This window comes from Priestia sp. SRI_019, from assembly GCF_057586255.1.
In genome coordinates this window covers 1-14,948 of sequence record NZ_JBYCZN010000009.1, presented here as the reverse complement: position 1 = coordinate 14,948, position 14,948 = coordinate 1, and the positions used below count along the sequence as shown (strand labels likewise).

14 protein-coding genes and 1 other annotated feature are annotated in these 14,948 nt (G+C 39.6%); all 14 genes read right to left on the bottom strand.

Translation table 11 applies throughout. The features are described from left to right. Nucleotides 1-2 precede the first annotated feature (2 nt). The 14 genes from rlmB to AC2YJL_RS25360 all read right to left on the bottom strand — a co-directional run bounded on the left by rlmB (nt 3) and on the right by AC2YJL_RS25360 (nt 14,726). The gene (gene rlmB / locus AC2YJL_RS25425; protein WP_013054908.1) at nt 3-746 is read right to left on the bottom strand and encodes a 23S rRNA (guanosine(2251)-2'-O)-methyltransferase RlmB; all 744 of its coding nucleotides are present in this window, start codon (nt 744-746) and stop codon (nt 3-5) included. Next, nucleotides 736-1,161: a Mini-ribonuclease 3 gene (locus AC2YJL_RS25420; RefSeq protein WP_013054907.1), complete on the bottom strand. Its 426-nt coding sequence runs from the start codon at nt 1,159-1,161 to the stop codon at nt 736-738. The genes rlmB and AC2YJL_RS25420 overlap by 11 nt, the downstream gene beginning before the upstream one ends. A 7-nt stretch (nt 1,162-1,168) precedes the next feature. Next, on the bottom strand, nt 1,169-2,566 hold the full coding sequence (gene cysS / locus AC2YJL_RS25415) for a cysteine--tRNA ligase (RefSeq protein WP_230931638.1): 1,398 nt from the start codon (nt 2,564-2,566) through the stop codon (nt 1,169-1,171). Further along, a complete protein-coding gene (gene cysE / locus AC2YJL_RS25410) occupies nt 2,556-3,212 on the bottom strand; it encodes a serine O-acetyltransferase (RefSeq protein ID WP_025753192.1) in 657 nt (218 codons plus the stop codon). Before cysE ends, cysS begins: the two co-directional genes overlap by 11 nt. 72 nt (nt 3,213-3,284) lie before the next feature. Beyond that, nucleotides 3,285-3,508, bottom strand: a binding site (T-box leader). 39 nt (nt 3,509-3,547) lie between these two features. Further along, nucleotides 3,548-5,005: a glutamate--tRNA ligase gene (gltX, locus tag AC2YJL_RS25405; protein ID WP_153253074.1), complete on the bottom strand. Its 1,458-nt coding sequence runs from the start codon at nt 5,003-5,005 to the stop codon at nt 3,548-3,550. Between the two features lie 105 nt (nt 5,006-5,110). Then, nucleotides 5,111-5,590: a 2-C-methyl-D-erythritol 2,4-cyclodiphosphate synthase gene (ispF, locus tag AC2YJL_RS25400; RefSeq protein ID WP_013054903.1), complete on the bottom strand. Its 480-nt coding sequence runs from the start codon at nt 5,588-5,590 to the stop codon at nt 5,111-5,113. Beyond that, nucleotides 5,587-6,288, bottom strand: coding sequence for a 2-C-methyl-D-erythritol 4-phosphate cytidylyltransferase (gene ispD, locus AC2YJL_RS25395; RefSeq protein WP_025753186.1), 702 nt, complete (start codon nt 6,286-6,288; stop codon nt 5,587-5,589). The genes ispF and ispD overlap by 4 nt, the downstream gene beginning before the upstream one ends. 25 nt (nt 6,289-6,313) lie before the next feature. Continuing rightward, nucleotides 6,314-7,411: a PIN/TRAM domain-containing protein gene (locus AC2YJL_RS25390; protein ID WP_013054901.1), complete on the bottom strand. Its 1,098-nt coding sequence runs from the start codon at nt 7,409-7,411 to the stop codon at nt 6,314-6,316. Nucleotides 7,412-7,558: 147 nt separating this feature from the next. Then, nucleotides 7,559-8,638, bottom strand: coding sequence for a DNA integrity scanning diadenylate cyclase DisA (gene disA / locus AC2YJL_RS25385; protein ID WP_013054900.1), 1,080 nt, complete (start codon nt 8,636-8,638; stop codon nt 7,559-7,561). A gap of 3 nt (nt 8,639-8,641) precedes the next feature. Continuing rightward, entirely contained in the window at nt 8,642-10,018 is a 1,377-nt protein-coding gene (radA, locus tag AC2YJL_RS25380) for a DNA repair protein RadA (protein WP_013054899.1), read from the bottom strand. 123 nt (nt 10,019-10,141) lie between these two features. Then, nucleotides 10,142-12,583 carry an ATP-dependent protease ATP-binding subunit ClpC gene (gene clpC / locus AC2YJL_RS25375; protein WP_014462041.1) on the bottom strand — a complete coding sequence of 814 codons (2,442 nt, stop codon included), beginning with the start codon at nt 12,581-12,583 and terminating at the stop codon, nt 10,142-10,144. 20 nt (nt 12,584-12,603) lie between these two features. Next, nucleotides 12,604-13,677 carry a protein-arginine kinase McsB gene (mcsB, locus tag AC2YJL_RS25370; RefSeq protein WP_013054897.1) on the bottom strand — a complete coding sequence of 358 codons (1,074 nt, stop codon included), beginning with the start codon at nt 13,675-13,677 and terminating at the stop codon, nt 12,604-12,606. A 3-nt stretch (nt 13,678-13,680) separates the two neighbouring features. After that, a complete protein-coding gene (gene mcsA / locus AC2YJL_RS25365; protein WP_230931637.1) occupies nt 13,681-14,223 on the bottom strand; it encodes a protein-arginine kinase activator protein McsA in 543 nt (180 codons plus the stop codon). 41 nt (nt 14,224-14,264) lie between these two features. Next, complete coding sequence (locus AC2YJL_RS25360) at nt 14,265-14,726, bottom strand: CtsR family transcriptional regulator (RefSeq protein WP_013054895.1); 462 nt, start codon at nt 14,724-14,726, stop codon at nt 14,265-14,267. Nucleotides 14,727-14,948 lie beyond the last annotated feature (222 nt).

The window sequence follows — 14,948 nt, the reverse complement described above, 5'->3', positions numbered from 1 at the left end:
TCTTATTCACCTAGAGGATGGCGTTTTCGGTAAACCTCATACATGAGAAGACTAGCTGCTACAGATGCATTTAACGATGTAACATGCCCAACCATTGGAAGCTGTACAAGGAAGTCGCATTTTTCACGAATCAAACGACTCATGCCTTTTCCTTCGCTTCCAATCACTAACGTAAGCGGCATACCTCCATCTAAGTTGCGGTAATCATCGCTTTCTTTCGCATCTGTTCCAACAATCCATACGCCTCGATCTTTTAATTCATCAATCGTCCTTGATAGGTTTGTTACCCTTGCTACGGGAACATGTTCAATCGCTCCTGTAGAGGCCTTAGCTACAGTGGCCGTTAATCCAACTGAACGGCGCTTTGGAATAATAATACCGTGTGCGCCAACGGCATCGGCTGTTCGCATAATAGAGCCTAAATTATGGGGATCTTCAAGCTCATCTAGCAGAAGAAAAAACGGACTTTCATTACGTTTTTCCGCTAAGTTAAATAAATCATCTAACTCTGCATACTGATAAGCAGCAACTTGTGCAGCTACTCCTTGATGAATACCGTCTACCATTTGCTCAATTTTCTTTTTCGGTACAAACTGCACCAATACACCATTACGTTTTGCTAACTGCGTGATTTGCCCCATAGAACCGCCTTGCGATCCTTCGGCAATCCATAGTTTGTTAATGTCGCGCCCAGACTTTAGGGCTTCTAGGACCGGATTACGTCCAATGATAAATTCATGTTCCATGATTCATTCCTCCCTCTCCTTCATCGACGAAAGAGATAGCTTTAGTAATAAGTTCCATCATTCTTTCTTCTTCACCTAAAAGATACAAATAGCCTACGACCGCTTCAAATGCCGTACTGTAGCGATACGTTTGCACATCTGTGTTTTTAGGGACTGTACCGGACTTTGCATTGCGTCCTCGGCGCAGTACACCTTCTTCTTCTTCAGTAAAAAAGTTTTCATTTTTAAAATAATATACGATTTGTGCTTGTGCTTTTGCTGATACATATTTTTTAGCTTTATTATGAAGCTGGTTAGGGCGCACTGTCCCTAACACCAGCAGGTGGCGGCGAACATGTAAATCAAACACCGCATCACCCATATAAGCAAGAGCTAAGCTATTTAGCTGTTTTACATCTAATTTACTGCTGCTCATAACACTATTATCCTCTTTTCCATCTTGTTCCTTGCGCCGTATCTTCTAAAATAATATTTTTAGCCTTTAATTCATCTCGAATTTGATCTGCTAATTGGAAATTACGCTCTTTACGAGCCTGAATACGATCTTGGATCAATTGATCAATTTCTTCGTCTAGAAGTTCAGCTTCTCCAAACGTAATGCCTATTGCAGCACCTAATTCTTTAAACTCTTTAATAAAGGCTTCAATTACATCTGTAGACGTTGTTTGTTCTAATAAATACAAGTTAGCTTGCTTTGCTAGCTCGAACAGAACAGAAATGGCATTTGCTGTATTAAAATCATCATCCATCTCTTCAACAAACGTTTCGCGAAGCTCTTTTAGCTTTTCGAACCATTCCGAAGCATCTTCTTGAAGATTTGTTGCTGCCTTTAGACGGTGAGTTAAGTTGCCGTAAGCTGTTTGCAGACGCTCAAGCGCTTTGCGCGTATTCTCTAAAATTTCTTCGTTATAGTTAATTGGGTGACGATAGTGAACAGATAAAATAAAGAATCGAAGTAGGGAAGGGTCATGCTTTTTAATAATGTCATGAACTAACACGAAGTTCCCTAGTGATTTAGACATCTTTTCATTATCAATATTGATATATCCGTTATGAAGCCAGTATTTCGCAAACGATTTCCCAGTGAGCGCTTCTGATTGGGCAATTTCATTTTCGTGATGAGGGAAAGCTAAATCCTGACCGCCTGCGTGGATATCAATTGTGTCACCTAAATATTTGCGTGCCATCGCCGAGCACTCGATATGCCAGCCTGGTCTGCCTTGACCCCAAGGGCTATCCCATGCGATCTCTCCATCTTTGGTTGCTTTCCAAAGAGTAAAGTCTAATGGATCTTCTTTCTTTTCGCCAACTTCGATACGAGCACCGGATTGCAATTCATCAATAGACTGATGTGATAATTTTCCGTATCCTTCAAACTTACGTGTACGATAGTATACATCACCCTCTGACTCATACGCATAACCTTTTTTCACAAGTTCATCAATGAACTCAATAATGATATCCATATTTTCAGTTACGCGCGGATGCACATCGGCATGCTTGCATCCAAGAGCTGACGTATCTTCAAAGTAAGCATCGATAAAGCGGTTTGCGATCGTTGGAACATCTTCTCCTAACTCTTTTGCTGCCTTAATTAATTTATCATCTACATCTGTGAAGTTCGAGACATACTCTACATCGTAGCCTCTAAATTCTAAATAGCGGCGCACCGTATCAAATACAATCGCAGGACGCGCATTTCCAATATGAATATAGTTATATACAGTCGGTCCGCACACGTACATTTTGACTTTGTTTTCTTCCAGCGGTACAAACGTCTCTTTTTGACGTGTTAACGTGTTATATAGCTTAATTGCCATGGTGAATCTTCCCTTCTTTTAATTCCTTTAATTGATTTTGCAGGTGTAAAATTTCTTTCTCTAGCTGTTTGAAACGCTCTGCATCTGGATCTGGCAAATCTTGATGATTCAAATCTTTTGGAATCCGGACGCCATTTTGAATGACGACTCGGCCAGGGATACCAACAACCGTTGAGTTTTCTGGGACGTCATTTAACACAACTGAACCTGCTCCAATTTTGGAGTGTGCATGAATCGTAATTGACCCTAGCACTTTAGCACCTGTTGCAATTAAGACATTGTCTTCAATCGTCGGGTGACGCTTTCCTTTTTCTTTCCCTGTTCCTCCGAGTGTTACTCCTTGATATACTGTTACATTATCTCCAATTTCGCACGTTTCTCCAATAACAATTCCCATTCCGTGGTCAATAAAAAAGCGGCGGCCAATTTTCGCACCCGGATGGATTTCAATCCCTGTGAAGAATCGGCTAATTTGTGAGATTACACGTGCCAGAAAAAACCACTTTCTTTTAAAAAGTCCGTGAGCGAATCTATGTGCCCAAATAGCATGCAACCCCGAATAGGTTAATATCACTTCAATGTAACTTCTTGCTGCAGGATCTTGTTCAAATATGGCTTCAATGTCTTCCTTTAACAACTTTAGCATCATCTCACCCCAATTCCGCTATTGCTCTATCTACTCATTGATTGTATAAAAAAACGCCCCTATGTCAAATGACACAGAGACGTATATACGCGGTTCCACTCTGTTTGGATCAACAAACAATCCCAACTCTTCTCTCATAACGTGAAAGTACCCGCTTTTGCCTACTTACTTAGTAGCATTCAACAAAAGACTCAAAGGCGCACTTCAACAAGTTTTGTCATAGGTTACTTTCAGCCGGTGATAACCCTCTCTGATATGCAATGAACTTGCCTACTCTTCCTTCTCAACGATATCCATATTTGATTATTTTATCATATGGGCAAAATAGAAATTTGTTAACTATAAATGCTTTCTAGACGAGCTAAAACTGTTTCTTTCCCTAAAAGAGAAATAGCTTTTGGAAGCTCAGGACCGTGTGTTTCGCCTGTTGTTGCTACACGAATTGGCATAAATAGTTTTTTACCTTTTTGACCTGTTGCTTTTTGTACAGCTTTTGTTGCTGCCTTAATTTCATCAGCGCTGAATTCTTCTAAGGAAGAAATCTCTGCAGCAAATGCTTTTAACACTTCCGGCACTTGCTCTTCAGCAAGCACTGCTTTTGCTTCTTCACTGTAATCAATCTCTTTCTTAAAGAACATTTCAGTAAGTTCAACAATCTCAGCGCCAAAGCTCATTTGTTCTTGGTATAGAGCGACTAAGTCACGTACCCATTGTTCTGTTTCTGCATCGCGCGTTTCTTCAACTTTTCCGGCTTTCACTAAGTGAGGAACTGATAAAGCTACTACCTCGTCTAAATCCAATTGTTTCATGTATTGGTTGTTCATCCAACGTAATTTGCTTGTATCAAATAGTGCTGGAGATTTTGATAAACGAGCTGGGTCAAAAATTTCAATGAACTGTTCTTTAGAGAAGATTTCTTCTTCTCCCACAGGTGACCAGCCAAGCATTGTAATAAAATTAAACAGTGCTTCCGGCAAGTAGCCTAATTCTTTATATTGCTCAATAAACTGAATGATTGACTCATCACGTTTACTTAGCTTACGGCGATTTTCATTTACGATTAATGTCATATGACCAAATACAGGAGGCGTCCAGCCTAAAGCTTCATACACAAGAATTTGCTTCGGTGTATTAGAAATATGGTCATCTCCGCGTAGAACATGTGTCATCTTCATTAGATAATCATCAATGGCTACAGCGTAGTTATATGTTGGTGTACCGTCTTTTTTCACAATAACGAAATCACCAATGCCTTCAGATTCAAATGATACTTCATCTTTGACTATATCATTCCACTTAATTTCTGTGTTGCTAGGAACACGGAAGCGAATGCTTGGCTCACGGCCTTCTGCTTCTAGTTCAGCACGCTGTTCAGCTGTTAAGTTACGGCATTTACCTGAATAGCGCGGCATTTGACTGTTCGCCTGCTGTTCTTCACGCTCTTTTTCAAGCTCTTCTGACGTACAGTAACAGTGATAAGCTAATCCTTTTTCAAGAAGTTCTTCCGTATATTTTTGATAGATTTCCGTACGTTCAGACTGGCGATAAGGACCGTACTCGCCGCCTACGTCGATACTCTCATCCCATTCAATACCTAACCATTTTAAATAGCGCAGCTGACTTTCTTCTCCGCCTTCGATATTACGCTTTTGATCTGTATCTTCAATACGGATAATAAATTTACCGTTTTGATTTCGTGCAAATAAATAATTAAATAGTGCTGTTCTTGCATTCCCTATATGAAGATGTCCAGTTGGACTCGGGGCATAACGAACTCTTACTTCGCTTGACATAACTAAGATGACCTCCAATTTAATATTACTTATAGTATGTATTTATATGTTTTAGACATGTTCTAATTTTATCACCAAATAGGTATCTGTCAAAGTCAACTGTTTTTATTTTTGATAAACTAAAACGGCTGCTTGGGCGGCAATTCCTTCTTCACGTCCCGTAAAGCCTAACTTTTCTGTTGTTGTTGCCTTGACGTTAATTTGAGAAATGCTTGCTTCTAACAGCTGCGCAATACGCTCTCTCATTGGTTCAATGTAAGGAGCCATTTTAGGTTTTTGTGCGATAATTGTGCAATCGACATTGCTTAATTCATAGCCTTCATCTTTTAGCAGTTTCCATACGTGTTGAAGAAGCTTTGCTGAATCAGCATCTTTAAATTCAGGGTCTGTATCCGGAAAATGCTTTCCGATATCTCCCTTAGCCGCCGCTCCTAATAAGGCATCTGCGATTGTATGCAACAGCACATCTGCATCTGAGTGGCCTAATAATCCTTTTTCATACGGAATTTCTAAACCGCCGATGATTAAAGGTCTTCCTTCTGCAAACTCATGTACGTCGAAACCTTGTCCTACTCGAATGTTCATTTTTCCACTCCTTCAGTCCTGTTTAGCTTTGTTAATATAGCCTCTGCATATAACAAATCTTCTGGTGTTGTTAGTTTTATATTATCGTAATTTCCCTCTACAATCGATACTTTTTGCCCCGCTTTTTCTACTAAACTTGCATCATCGGTGCCTAAGTATTCATTTGTTTTTGCTTTTTCGTGTGCATCCATTACTACATCAAAAAGAAAAGCCTGCGGCGTTTGAATAGCCCACAAGCTAGAGCGCTCAACTGTTTCAATGACAGTACCCTGTTCCACACGCTTAATTGTGTCTTTGACTGGAACAGCCAGCACAGCAGCCTTATCACTAGCAGCTTTTTCTACTAACTCATGGATTGTGTTTTGTTGAACAAATGGACGAGCGCCATCATGAATTAATACCATCTGAGCCTGCTTTAAACTTTTAAGGCCGTTATAAACGCTATGTTGACGTTCATCGCCTCCAACTGTCAAAGATTGAACCTTTTGAATTGGATATTCGATCAATAACTCTTCAAAAATCTCCACTTCTTTTTCGTTTACGACTAGTACAATTCCACTGCACCAAGGATCTTGTTCGAATTTTTGCAGCGTATGAATGATAAGCGGAACGTTTTGAATAGTTAAAAATTGTTTGTTCCGCCCCGCTTTCATTCGCTTCCCCTGACCTGCAGCTAACACGATAATTTCATACTTCATAGGTATACTCCCTTTACCTGTTACGTCACAGTGCTTTTTCTAATAACTTGGGTTTTGCAAAAATCATACGGCCTGCTGAGGTTTGGAGTACGCTCGTCACCAGTACATCAATTTGCTTTCCAATATAATTTCTTCCTTCTTCTACCACGATCATTGTACCGTCATCAAGATAGGCAATACCTTGATTGTGCTCTTTACCGTCTTTTATAACCAATACGTTCATTTCTTCTCCTGGAAGTACAATTGGCTTGACGGCATTTGCTAAGTCATTGATATTTAAAACGCCAACATTTTGAAGTTCACATACTTTATTTAAATTAAAATCATTTGTCACGACCAAACCGGAAGTTAGCTTTGCCAATTTAACCAGCTTGCTGTCTACTTCTTGAATGTCTTCGAAATCGCCTTCATAAATTTCTACCTTCATTGCCAGTTCTTTTTGAATACGGTTTAGAATATCTAGACCTCGTCTACCTCTGTTTCGTTTTAGAACATCCGACGAATCAGCAATATGCTGGAGCTCCTCAAGGACAAAGCGCGGAATAACAATCGTTCCGTCTAAAAATCCTGTTTGACAAATATCTGCGATACGGCCGTCAATAATAACGCTTGTATCTAAAATCTTAAGAGACTTTAATGATTCTTCGTTATCTGTTTCTTCTTCTTGTCCTTTTTTCTTCCCAATTCGAGCCGGCATCGAAAACACGCTTACAAGTTCATCACGTTTTTTAAACCCGACTTGAAACCCTAAGTAACCTAAAAGAATACTTAGAAAGATTGGTAAAATGGTACTTACTACTTGAAGTTGAATTCTGCCTAAAAAAGCTCCGACCAAGTAGGCCACAATAAGCCCTAAAATCAATCCTAAGCTCCCAAAAAGCACATCTGTTACAGGCGCCTTTAGTAACGCCTCTTCCACTCGGCGAATTAATTCAACTATATAATCAACAATCCAAAACGTGACAAGGAAAAACAAAATGGCTCCCAGTATTGCATCGACGTAAGGCTTTTCTAGAAATGCTACATCTTGCAGATTTAATAATTGAATAAGTTCAGGTATAAAAAAGACGCCCAATGTACCACCTGTAATAATAAAAAATAACTGTACAAAACGTTTTAACACGCCTTCACCTCCCTTTATCATTATAAACAGTTTACAATGATTGAAACCTGTTATTTAACCAAAAAACAGAATTTGTAAACAAACTGTCACTTTTTTTGTATTTTCACAATATCTTAATGAATCAAACATTTAATGTCAATTAATATCCTATAGCTGACGGTTTGTAAGATGCTGCTCTTTTAGCCTTTTTAGACCTTCTCTGATTTTCCGTGCTCGAATTTCACCGATGCCTTCTACCTCATCCAATTCTTCTACCGAGGCATCTGCTATCGTTTTTAAATCCCCTAATTCATCAATGAGATTTTCAATAATAATCGATGGAAGTCTTGGAATTTTATGAAGCATTCGATACCCTCTAGGAATAACGCTGTCTTCAAAGCTTGTATACATGGGATATCCCATTAAGCGAAGGAGCGTTTGGTCATCGAGAAGAACATTATTTGACGGCTGCTGCATGCGTTCAATTACTCGGTAAGGGTCAAAACTGAGGTCATACATATAATCTTTGATTAATAAAGTTGCTTCTTCCTCTAAGTGGGAAAGTAGTTCATTCATTTGGAGACGGATTAGTCTTCCTTCTGTTCCTAACTCGCTAATATAGCTCAAAATTTCATTTTTAATACGCAGAACCATTTCTGTACGATGAAGCGATTGCAGCACATCTGTATGAGTTACTTGCTCTTCAAACTCTAATGCACTGAGACTTGTAATCGATTCGTCTAATACCGCCTTGTACTTTTCAAGTGTTCCAAGCGCTTGATTCGCTTTTGCTAAAATAACGCTAATGTCTTTCAATACATACTGCAGAGACCCTTTGTAAAGCGTAATCACATTTCTTCTTTGTGAAATGGCTATCACCAATACACCTGACTGTTTAGCTACGCGCTCTGCTGTACGGTGTCGCATTCCTGTCTGTGAAGAAGGAGTAGAGGGGTCTGGCATGAGCTGAGCATTAGCAAATAATATCTTGCTTCCACTGTCGTTTAAAATAAGCGCTCCATCCATTTTGGCTAACTCGTATAAATGCGCAGGTGTAAATGCACAATTAATCGAAAATCCTCCATCTACCATCTTTTTGACTTGTTCATTGTAGCCCATAACAATTAAGCCGCCCGTCTTTGCCCGCAAGACGTTATCGATACCGTCACGAATAGGGGTCCCTGGTGCTACAAACTGCAGAATTTCTGATATTTGTTTTTGACTAACTGTTGTTTTTTCTCCTTCCACTGCTTATCCTCCTAATGTATATTGCAGAGCCTCCGCTACTGTTGATACCCCAATCACATCAATACCATCTGGGACTTTCCATCCTCCTAAATTTTTCTCTGGGATAATAATTCGTTGGAACCCTAATTTTACCGCTTCTTGAACGCGCTGTTCAATTCTAGATACTCGGCGTACTTCACCTGTTAATCCTACCTCTCCTACAATAACATCTGTAGCGCTAGAAGCAGCATCTCTGAAGCTTGAAGCAATACTAACGGCTACAGCTAAATCAATTGCTGGTTCATCTAATTTTACTCCACCTGCTACTTTTAAATAAGCATCTTGATTCTGCAGCAGCATTCCTACACGCTTTTCTAAGACAGCCATGATAAGCGAAACGCGATTATGATCTACTCCCGTCGCCATTCTTCTAGGGTTTCCAAAGCTCGTTGGACTGATTAGCGCCTGCAGCTCTACTAATACGGGTCTTGTCCCTTCCATTGAAGCAACAACAACCGATCCTGCTGCTCCCTGAGACCGTTCTTCTAGAAAGATTTCAGATGGATTCAATACTTCTTCTAGCCCACTTTCTTTCATTTCAAAAATGCCCATTTCATTTGTGGATCCAAATCGGTTCTTAACCGCTCTTAATATACGATACGTATGATGGCGCTCTCCTTCAAAATAAAGAACCGTATCCACCATATGTTCAAGAAGTCTTGGTCCTGCAATGGCCCCTTCTTTCGTTACATGACCCACAATAAAGATGGCAATTCCATTCGTTTTAGCAACACGCATTAGTTCAGCCGTACACTCTCGCACCTGTGAGACGCTTCCTGGCGCTGATGTGACATCAGCATGGTAAATGGTTTGAATTGAATCAATCACCACAAAATCAGGCTGCATGCTTGAGATGGCCTCTAGTATTAATTCTAAGTTTGTTTCTGCATGAACATAAAGCTCTTCAGCTTTTACACCTAGCCTGTCCGCTCTTAACTTCGTTTGCTTGGTTGATTCCTCTCCCGAAATATATAGTACTTTATTTTGTTTCATTGCTAACTGCGCGGAGGTTTGCAAAAGTAAAGTAGACTTTCCGATACCCGGATCTCCCCCTATTAAAACGAGTGACCCTCTGACAATACCTCCTCCTAATACACGATTTAACTCTGCAGAAGGTGTAAAAATTCGTGGTTCTGTTGTAGATTCAATCGCTGTAATTGACTGAGGTTTTTGGACTTTAGAAGCAGTAGCTCCGGAAAAAGCTCCTCGGCGTGATGATTTCGTTTCTTCCATTTCTTCTACCATCGAATTCCAGCTTCCGCATCCGGGACATTTCCCCATCCATTTTGCTGATTCATATCCGCAATGCTGACATGCAAATTTTGTTTTTCGTTTCGCCATTATGTTATCAATCTCTCCGTTCATTCAATCGATTTCTATCTCTATTGTACACTATTTCCTAAGCTAAAATAAAAAGGGAGGCATACGTGTTTTTTCGTATGCCTCGTCTTGGTTTGAGTAAATTTAGCTGATGCTGCTTGGAGCGGAGGATTTAACAACAAATTCTCCTTTGTCTACATCTAGCGTCACTTTCTGACCTTTTTGAACAACCCCTTTTAGCAGCTCTTCAGATAAACGGTCTTCAATATGTTTTTGAATTGCTCTACGAAGTGGACGAGCACCGTATTCTGGATCAAAACCTTCCTCTGCAATCTTATCAATTGCCTCTTTTGTTAATTCAAGATCAATTTCTTGCTCTTTTAAGCGTTTTGTTAACTGATCCGCCATTAATTTAACGATTTCAGCTAAGTGAGGTTTCTCTAATGAATGGAAGACGATAATTTCATCGATACGGTTTAGGAACTCCGGACGGAACGCGCGCTTCATTTCCGCCATTACTTTTCCTTTCATATCTTTGTAGTCTTGCCCTTCTGCTTCTACTGTGAACCCTAAGTGCTTGCTTCGTTTTAATGTATCAGCACCTACGTTTGATGTCATAATTAAAATCGTATTACGGAAATCAACTGTACGGCCTTTTGAATCTGTTAAGCGTCCATCTTCTAACACTTGTAATAAAATATTAAATACATCCGGATGCGCTTTTTCAATTTCGTCTAAAAGAACAACTGAGTAAGGTTTTCTTCTTACTTTTTCCGTTAACTGGCCGCCTTCTTCGTATCCAACATATCCTGGAGGTGAACCTACTAAGCGTGAAGTAGAATGTTTCTCCATGTACTCAGACATATCGATACGAATCATTGCATCTTCATCGCCGAAGATTGACTCCGCTAATGCACGTGCAAGCTCTGTTTTACCAACCCCTGTTGGTCCTAAGAAAATGAATGAACCAATTGGACGTTTTGGATCTTTCAAGCCTGCTCTAGCACGGCGCACAGCTTTTGCAACTGCTTTTACCGCTTCTTCTTGCCCAATTACACGAGAGTGAAGAATCTCTTCCATGTTCAGCAGTCTTTCTGTCTCTTCCTGTGCCAGTTTAGAGACCGGTACACCCGTCCAGCTAGATACAACCATCGCAATATCTTCTACGGTTACAGCTGAGTTTTCTTTACCTTGCTGCTCTTTCCAAATTTTCTTCGTGTCTTCTAATTCTTCGCGTAGGCGTTGCTCTGTATCGCGTAAAGATGCTGCTTTTTCAAATTCTTGACTTTGAACAGACGCATCTTTTTCATTGCGTACTGATTCTAATTTTTGCTCTAATTCCTTTAAATTTGGCGGCGTTGTAAATGAACGTAAACGCACTTTTGAACCAGCTTCATCAATTAAATCGATTGCTTTATCCGGTAAGAAACGATCGGAAATGTAGCGATCTGATAGTTTCACGGCTTGCTCGATTGCCTCATCAGAAATAGATACTCGGTGATGTGCTTCATAACGGTCACGAAGCCCTTTTAAGATTTGAATAGACTCTTCCAACGTTGGTTCATCCACTTGAATTGGCTGGAAGCGACGCTCTAACGCTGCATCTTTTTCAATGTACTTTCTGTATTCATCTAAAGTCGTAGCACCGATACACTGAAGTTCTCCACGAGCAAGAGACGGTTTTAAAATATTAGAAGCATCGATAGCACCTTCTGCGCCGCCAGCGCCAATTAATGTGTGTAACTCATCGATAAAGAGAATGATATTACCTGCTTGACGAATTTCATCCATTACTTTCTTCAGGCGATCTTCAAATTCTCCGCGATATTTTGTACCAGCAACGACCGTTCCCATATCCAAAGTCATAACACGTTTGTCACGTAAAATTTCTGGAACTTCATTGTTGACGATTTGCTGAGCCAAACCTTCAGCGATTGCCGTTTTACCGACACCTGGCTCCCCGATTAATACAGGATTGTTTTTTGTACGTCGGCTTAACACTTCAATAACACGCTGAATTTCTTTCCCACGTCCGATAACAGGGTCTAAGCTTCCTTCGCGCGCTACAACTGTTAAATCGCGTGCTAAGCTGTCTAGCGTAGGTGTATTAGCATTTGAAGAACCTCCGCCTTGATGACTTGAAGCAGCTTCATTGCTACCTAATAAATGAAGCACTTGCTGACGAGCTTTATTTAGGCTGACACCTAGATTATTTAAAACGCGTGCTGCAACGCCTTCACCTTCACGAATTAAGCCTAGTAAGATATGTTCTGTTCCTACATAAGAATGACCAAGCTTTCGGGCTTCATCCATTGAAAGTTCAATGACTTTTTTCGCACGAGGTGTATAATGAATGGTCTGCGTTAATTCTTGGCCTCTGCCAATTAATGCTTCCACTTCTTTTTGAATTTTTTCAGTGCTTAGGCCTAGAGCAGAAAGAGCTTTTGCTGCAATCCCTTCACCTTCACGAACGATACCTAATAAAATATGCTCCGTTCCAATGTTGTTGTGACCTAGGCGTAGTGCTTCTTCCTGTGCCAAAGCTAATACTTTTTGTGCGCGCTCTGTAAATCTACCAAACATCATATAATCGTCACCCTCCACGTTTAATTTGTGTTTTTATTTATAGTGAGACGTTCTCGAATTAAGGTGGCTCTTTTAATGTCACGTTCTTGAGGCTTTAGGGGACCTCCCGAATACTTTTGTAAAAAGCCTGGCTGCGTCATAATGATAAGTTCATTCAATATATTTTGACTCAGTCCTTTTATATACCCTAAATCGATTCCTAATCGAACATCTGATAAACATTGTGAAGCTTCTTTTGACTCAATAATACGGCTATTGGCCAATACTCCATATGAACGATACACTCGATCTTCTAACTCTACATGAGATGTTTTAAACAGCGCGTCTCGTGCAGAGTGCTCTTGTGTAATCAACTGCTGTACGACACTATTTAAATCTGCCACAATATCTTCTTCAGATTTCCCTAAGGTTATCTGATTAGAAATTTGAAAGATATTCCCTAAAGCTTCGCTACCTTCTCCATAAATTCCTCTCACTACTAAGCCAAGCTGGTTAATAGCGGGAATAATACGATGAATTTGACGGGTCATCACTAAAGCCGGCAGATGCATCATCACGGATGCACGTAGCCCAGTACCCACATTTGTGGGACAGCTGGTTAAATACCCTCTATTTTCATCAAACGCATAATCTACGTATTTCTCAATCCAATTATCTACTTTATTGGCTGTGCTTAAAGCTTCAGATAATTGAAGGCCTGGAAATAAACATTGTATGCGTAAATGATCTTCTTCATTAACCATAATACTCAAATCTTCTTTTTCTGATAAAAAACAAGCTCCGTTGTTATCTCCTTCAGCCAAGTTAGGACTGATAAGATGCTTTTCAACCAACACTTGCTTTTGAAGAGGCTGTAATTCGTTCATCTTTAGTAAATGCAAATTCCACTGATTGGTGTTTTCACTTTTTTGAAAAACTTGCTCGAATACTCGAACCACTTCAACTGCTTGTTCTTTAGAAAAGAGAGTTGGAAAAAGATAATGAGTTAAATTTCGAGCCAGCCTGATTCGACTGCTTAGAACAATATCTGAATTCGAAGCTTCTTGACGCATCCAAGAGCTAACAGGCTGGGAAAAGAACAAATCCTGGGACATGAATTACGCTTCCTCCTCTCTCGATTCGTTCATCTTCTTTTCTAGTAACCGAATGTGATCTCGGAGTTCGGCTGCCTTCTCAAACTCCTCTTTTTCGATATACTCTTTTAAGTTCAATCTTAATGCCTGTAATTCCTTTTTTAAATGAAGATTACTTGCAATTCTTGCTGGTATTTTTCCATGATGCAGATAATTACCTCCATGCAGCCTCTTCAAGAAAGGAATAAGAGGTCGCTCAAATGTTTTGTAGCAATCTGCACATCCAAACCTGCCGATTTTAGCAAATTTTTGATATGTCATGCCACAAGTAGGACAAGAAAGAACCTCCTGACTTTGTTTCTTATAATTTTCAGTTACTGCTGGATCTAGGTTAAGTAGGCCAGCTAGTAAGTTATTGATTGAAAAACCTTGCTGATTTGAAAAAGAAAATGCATCTCCATTTTCTGAAGCGCATTGTTCACATACATGCATCTCCGTCTTTTCACCATTAATGATTTTTGTGAAGTGAAGAGTTGCAGGTCTCGTTTCACATTGCTGACAAATCATCCTGTCATCACTCCCTGTTCTAAATAAAATAGATCATGAGCTTATCGGTAGCGTAATGAATTAAGCATTGCTTTTAAAAGATTAGCCCTTAGCTCATCACGATAAGGAAGTTCAATATTAATAACTGAACGATTGATAACACTCAACATGATTTTTGCTTCTCGTTCTGTGATGACTTTTTCTTCAACTAACCTAATAATGACGTTTTCAGCACTTACTTGTGAAATTTCATTTTGAATCATCTCAATTACTTGCTGAAACAAATCCGCTGCATCGTGCATTTTTACTTTTGCAATACGAATAAAGCCGCCGCCGCCTCGCTTACTTTCTACAAGATAACCTCTTTCAACTGTAAAACGGGTATTGATAACGTAATTAATTTGCGACGGAACGCATTGAAATTTATCAGCAATCTCACTGCGCCTTATTTCAACAATTTCTCTTTCACTTAATTCAAGTACTTGTTTTAAATACTGTTCGATAATGTCAGAGATATTTGGCACGCTGCCCCCTCCTTCTGACTTTGACTATATTTGACCTTAATTTAAATATAAAAGGAAACGAAAAAATTTTCAACTATGTACTATTAAAGTTTATTCTTTACTTTTATCGTTGCCACTAAAATTTATTTCAAAACCTGCAAATCGTGAATTTTATTGTTCTTACTATACTTTTTCATAAAACAAATAAATTGTAAACAAAAAAGGACTAGCTAAAATAGCTAG

Excerpts from the sequence above, each read along its gene's own strand:
- radA (WP_013054899.1), bottom strand. The coding sequence starts at position 10,018 with ATGGCGAAACGAAAAACAAAATTTGCATGTCAGCATTGCGGATATGAA.
- AC2YJL_RS25420 (WP_013054907.1), bottom strand. The coding sequence starts at position 1,161 with ATGAGCAGCAGTAAATTAGATGTAAAACAGCTAAATAGCTTAGCTCTT.
- mcsB (WP_013054897.1), bottom strand. The coding sequence starts at position 13,677 with ATGTCCCAGGATTTGTTCTTTTCCCAGCCTGTTAGCTCTTGGATGCGT.
- rlmB (WP_013054908.1), bottom strand. The coding sequence starts at position 746 with ATGGAACATGAATTTATCATTGGACGTAATCCGGTCCTAGAAGCCCTA.
- gltX (WP_153253074.1), bottom strand. The coding sequence starts at position 5,005 with ATGTCAAGCGAAGTAAGAGTTCGTTATGCCCCGAGTCCAACTGGACAT.
- cysE (WP_025753192.1), bottom strand. The coding sequence starts at position 3,212 with ATGCTAAAGTTGTTAAAGGAAGACATTGAAGCCATATTTGAACAAGAT.
- clpC (WP_014462041.1), bottom strand. The coding sequence starts at position 12,583 with ATGATGTTTGGTAGATTTACAGAGCGCGCACAAAAAGTATTAGCTTTG.
- mcsA (WP_230931637.1), bottom strand. The coding sequence starts at position 14,223 with ATGATTTGTCAGCAATGTGAAACGAGACCTGCAACTCTTCACTTCACA.
- ispF (WP_013054903.1), bottom strand. The coding sequence starts at position 5,590 with ATGAACATTCGAGTAGGACAAGGTTTCGACGTACATGAGTTTGCAGAA.
- ispD (WP_025753186.1), bottom strand. The coding sequence starts at position 6,288 with ATGAAGTATGAAATTATCGTGTTAGCTGCAGGTCAGGGGAAGCGAATG.
- cysS (WP_230931638.1), bottom strand. The coding sequence starts at position 2,566 with ATGGCAATTAAGCTATATAACACGTTAACACGTCAAAAAGAGACGTTT.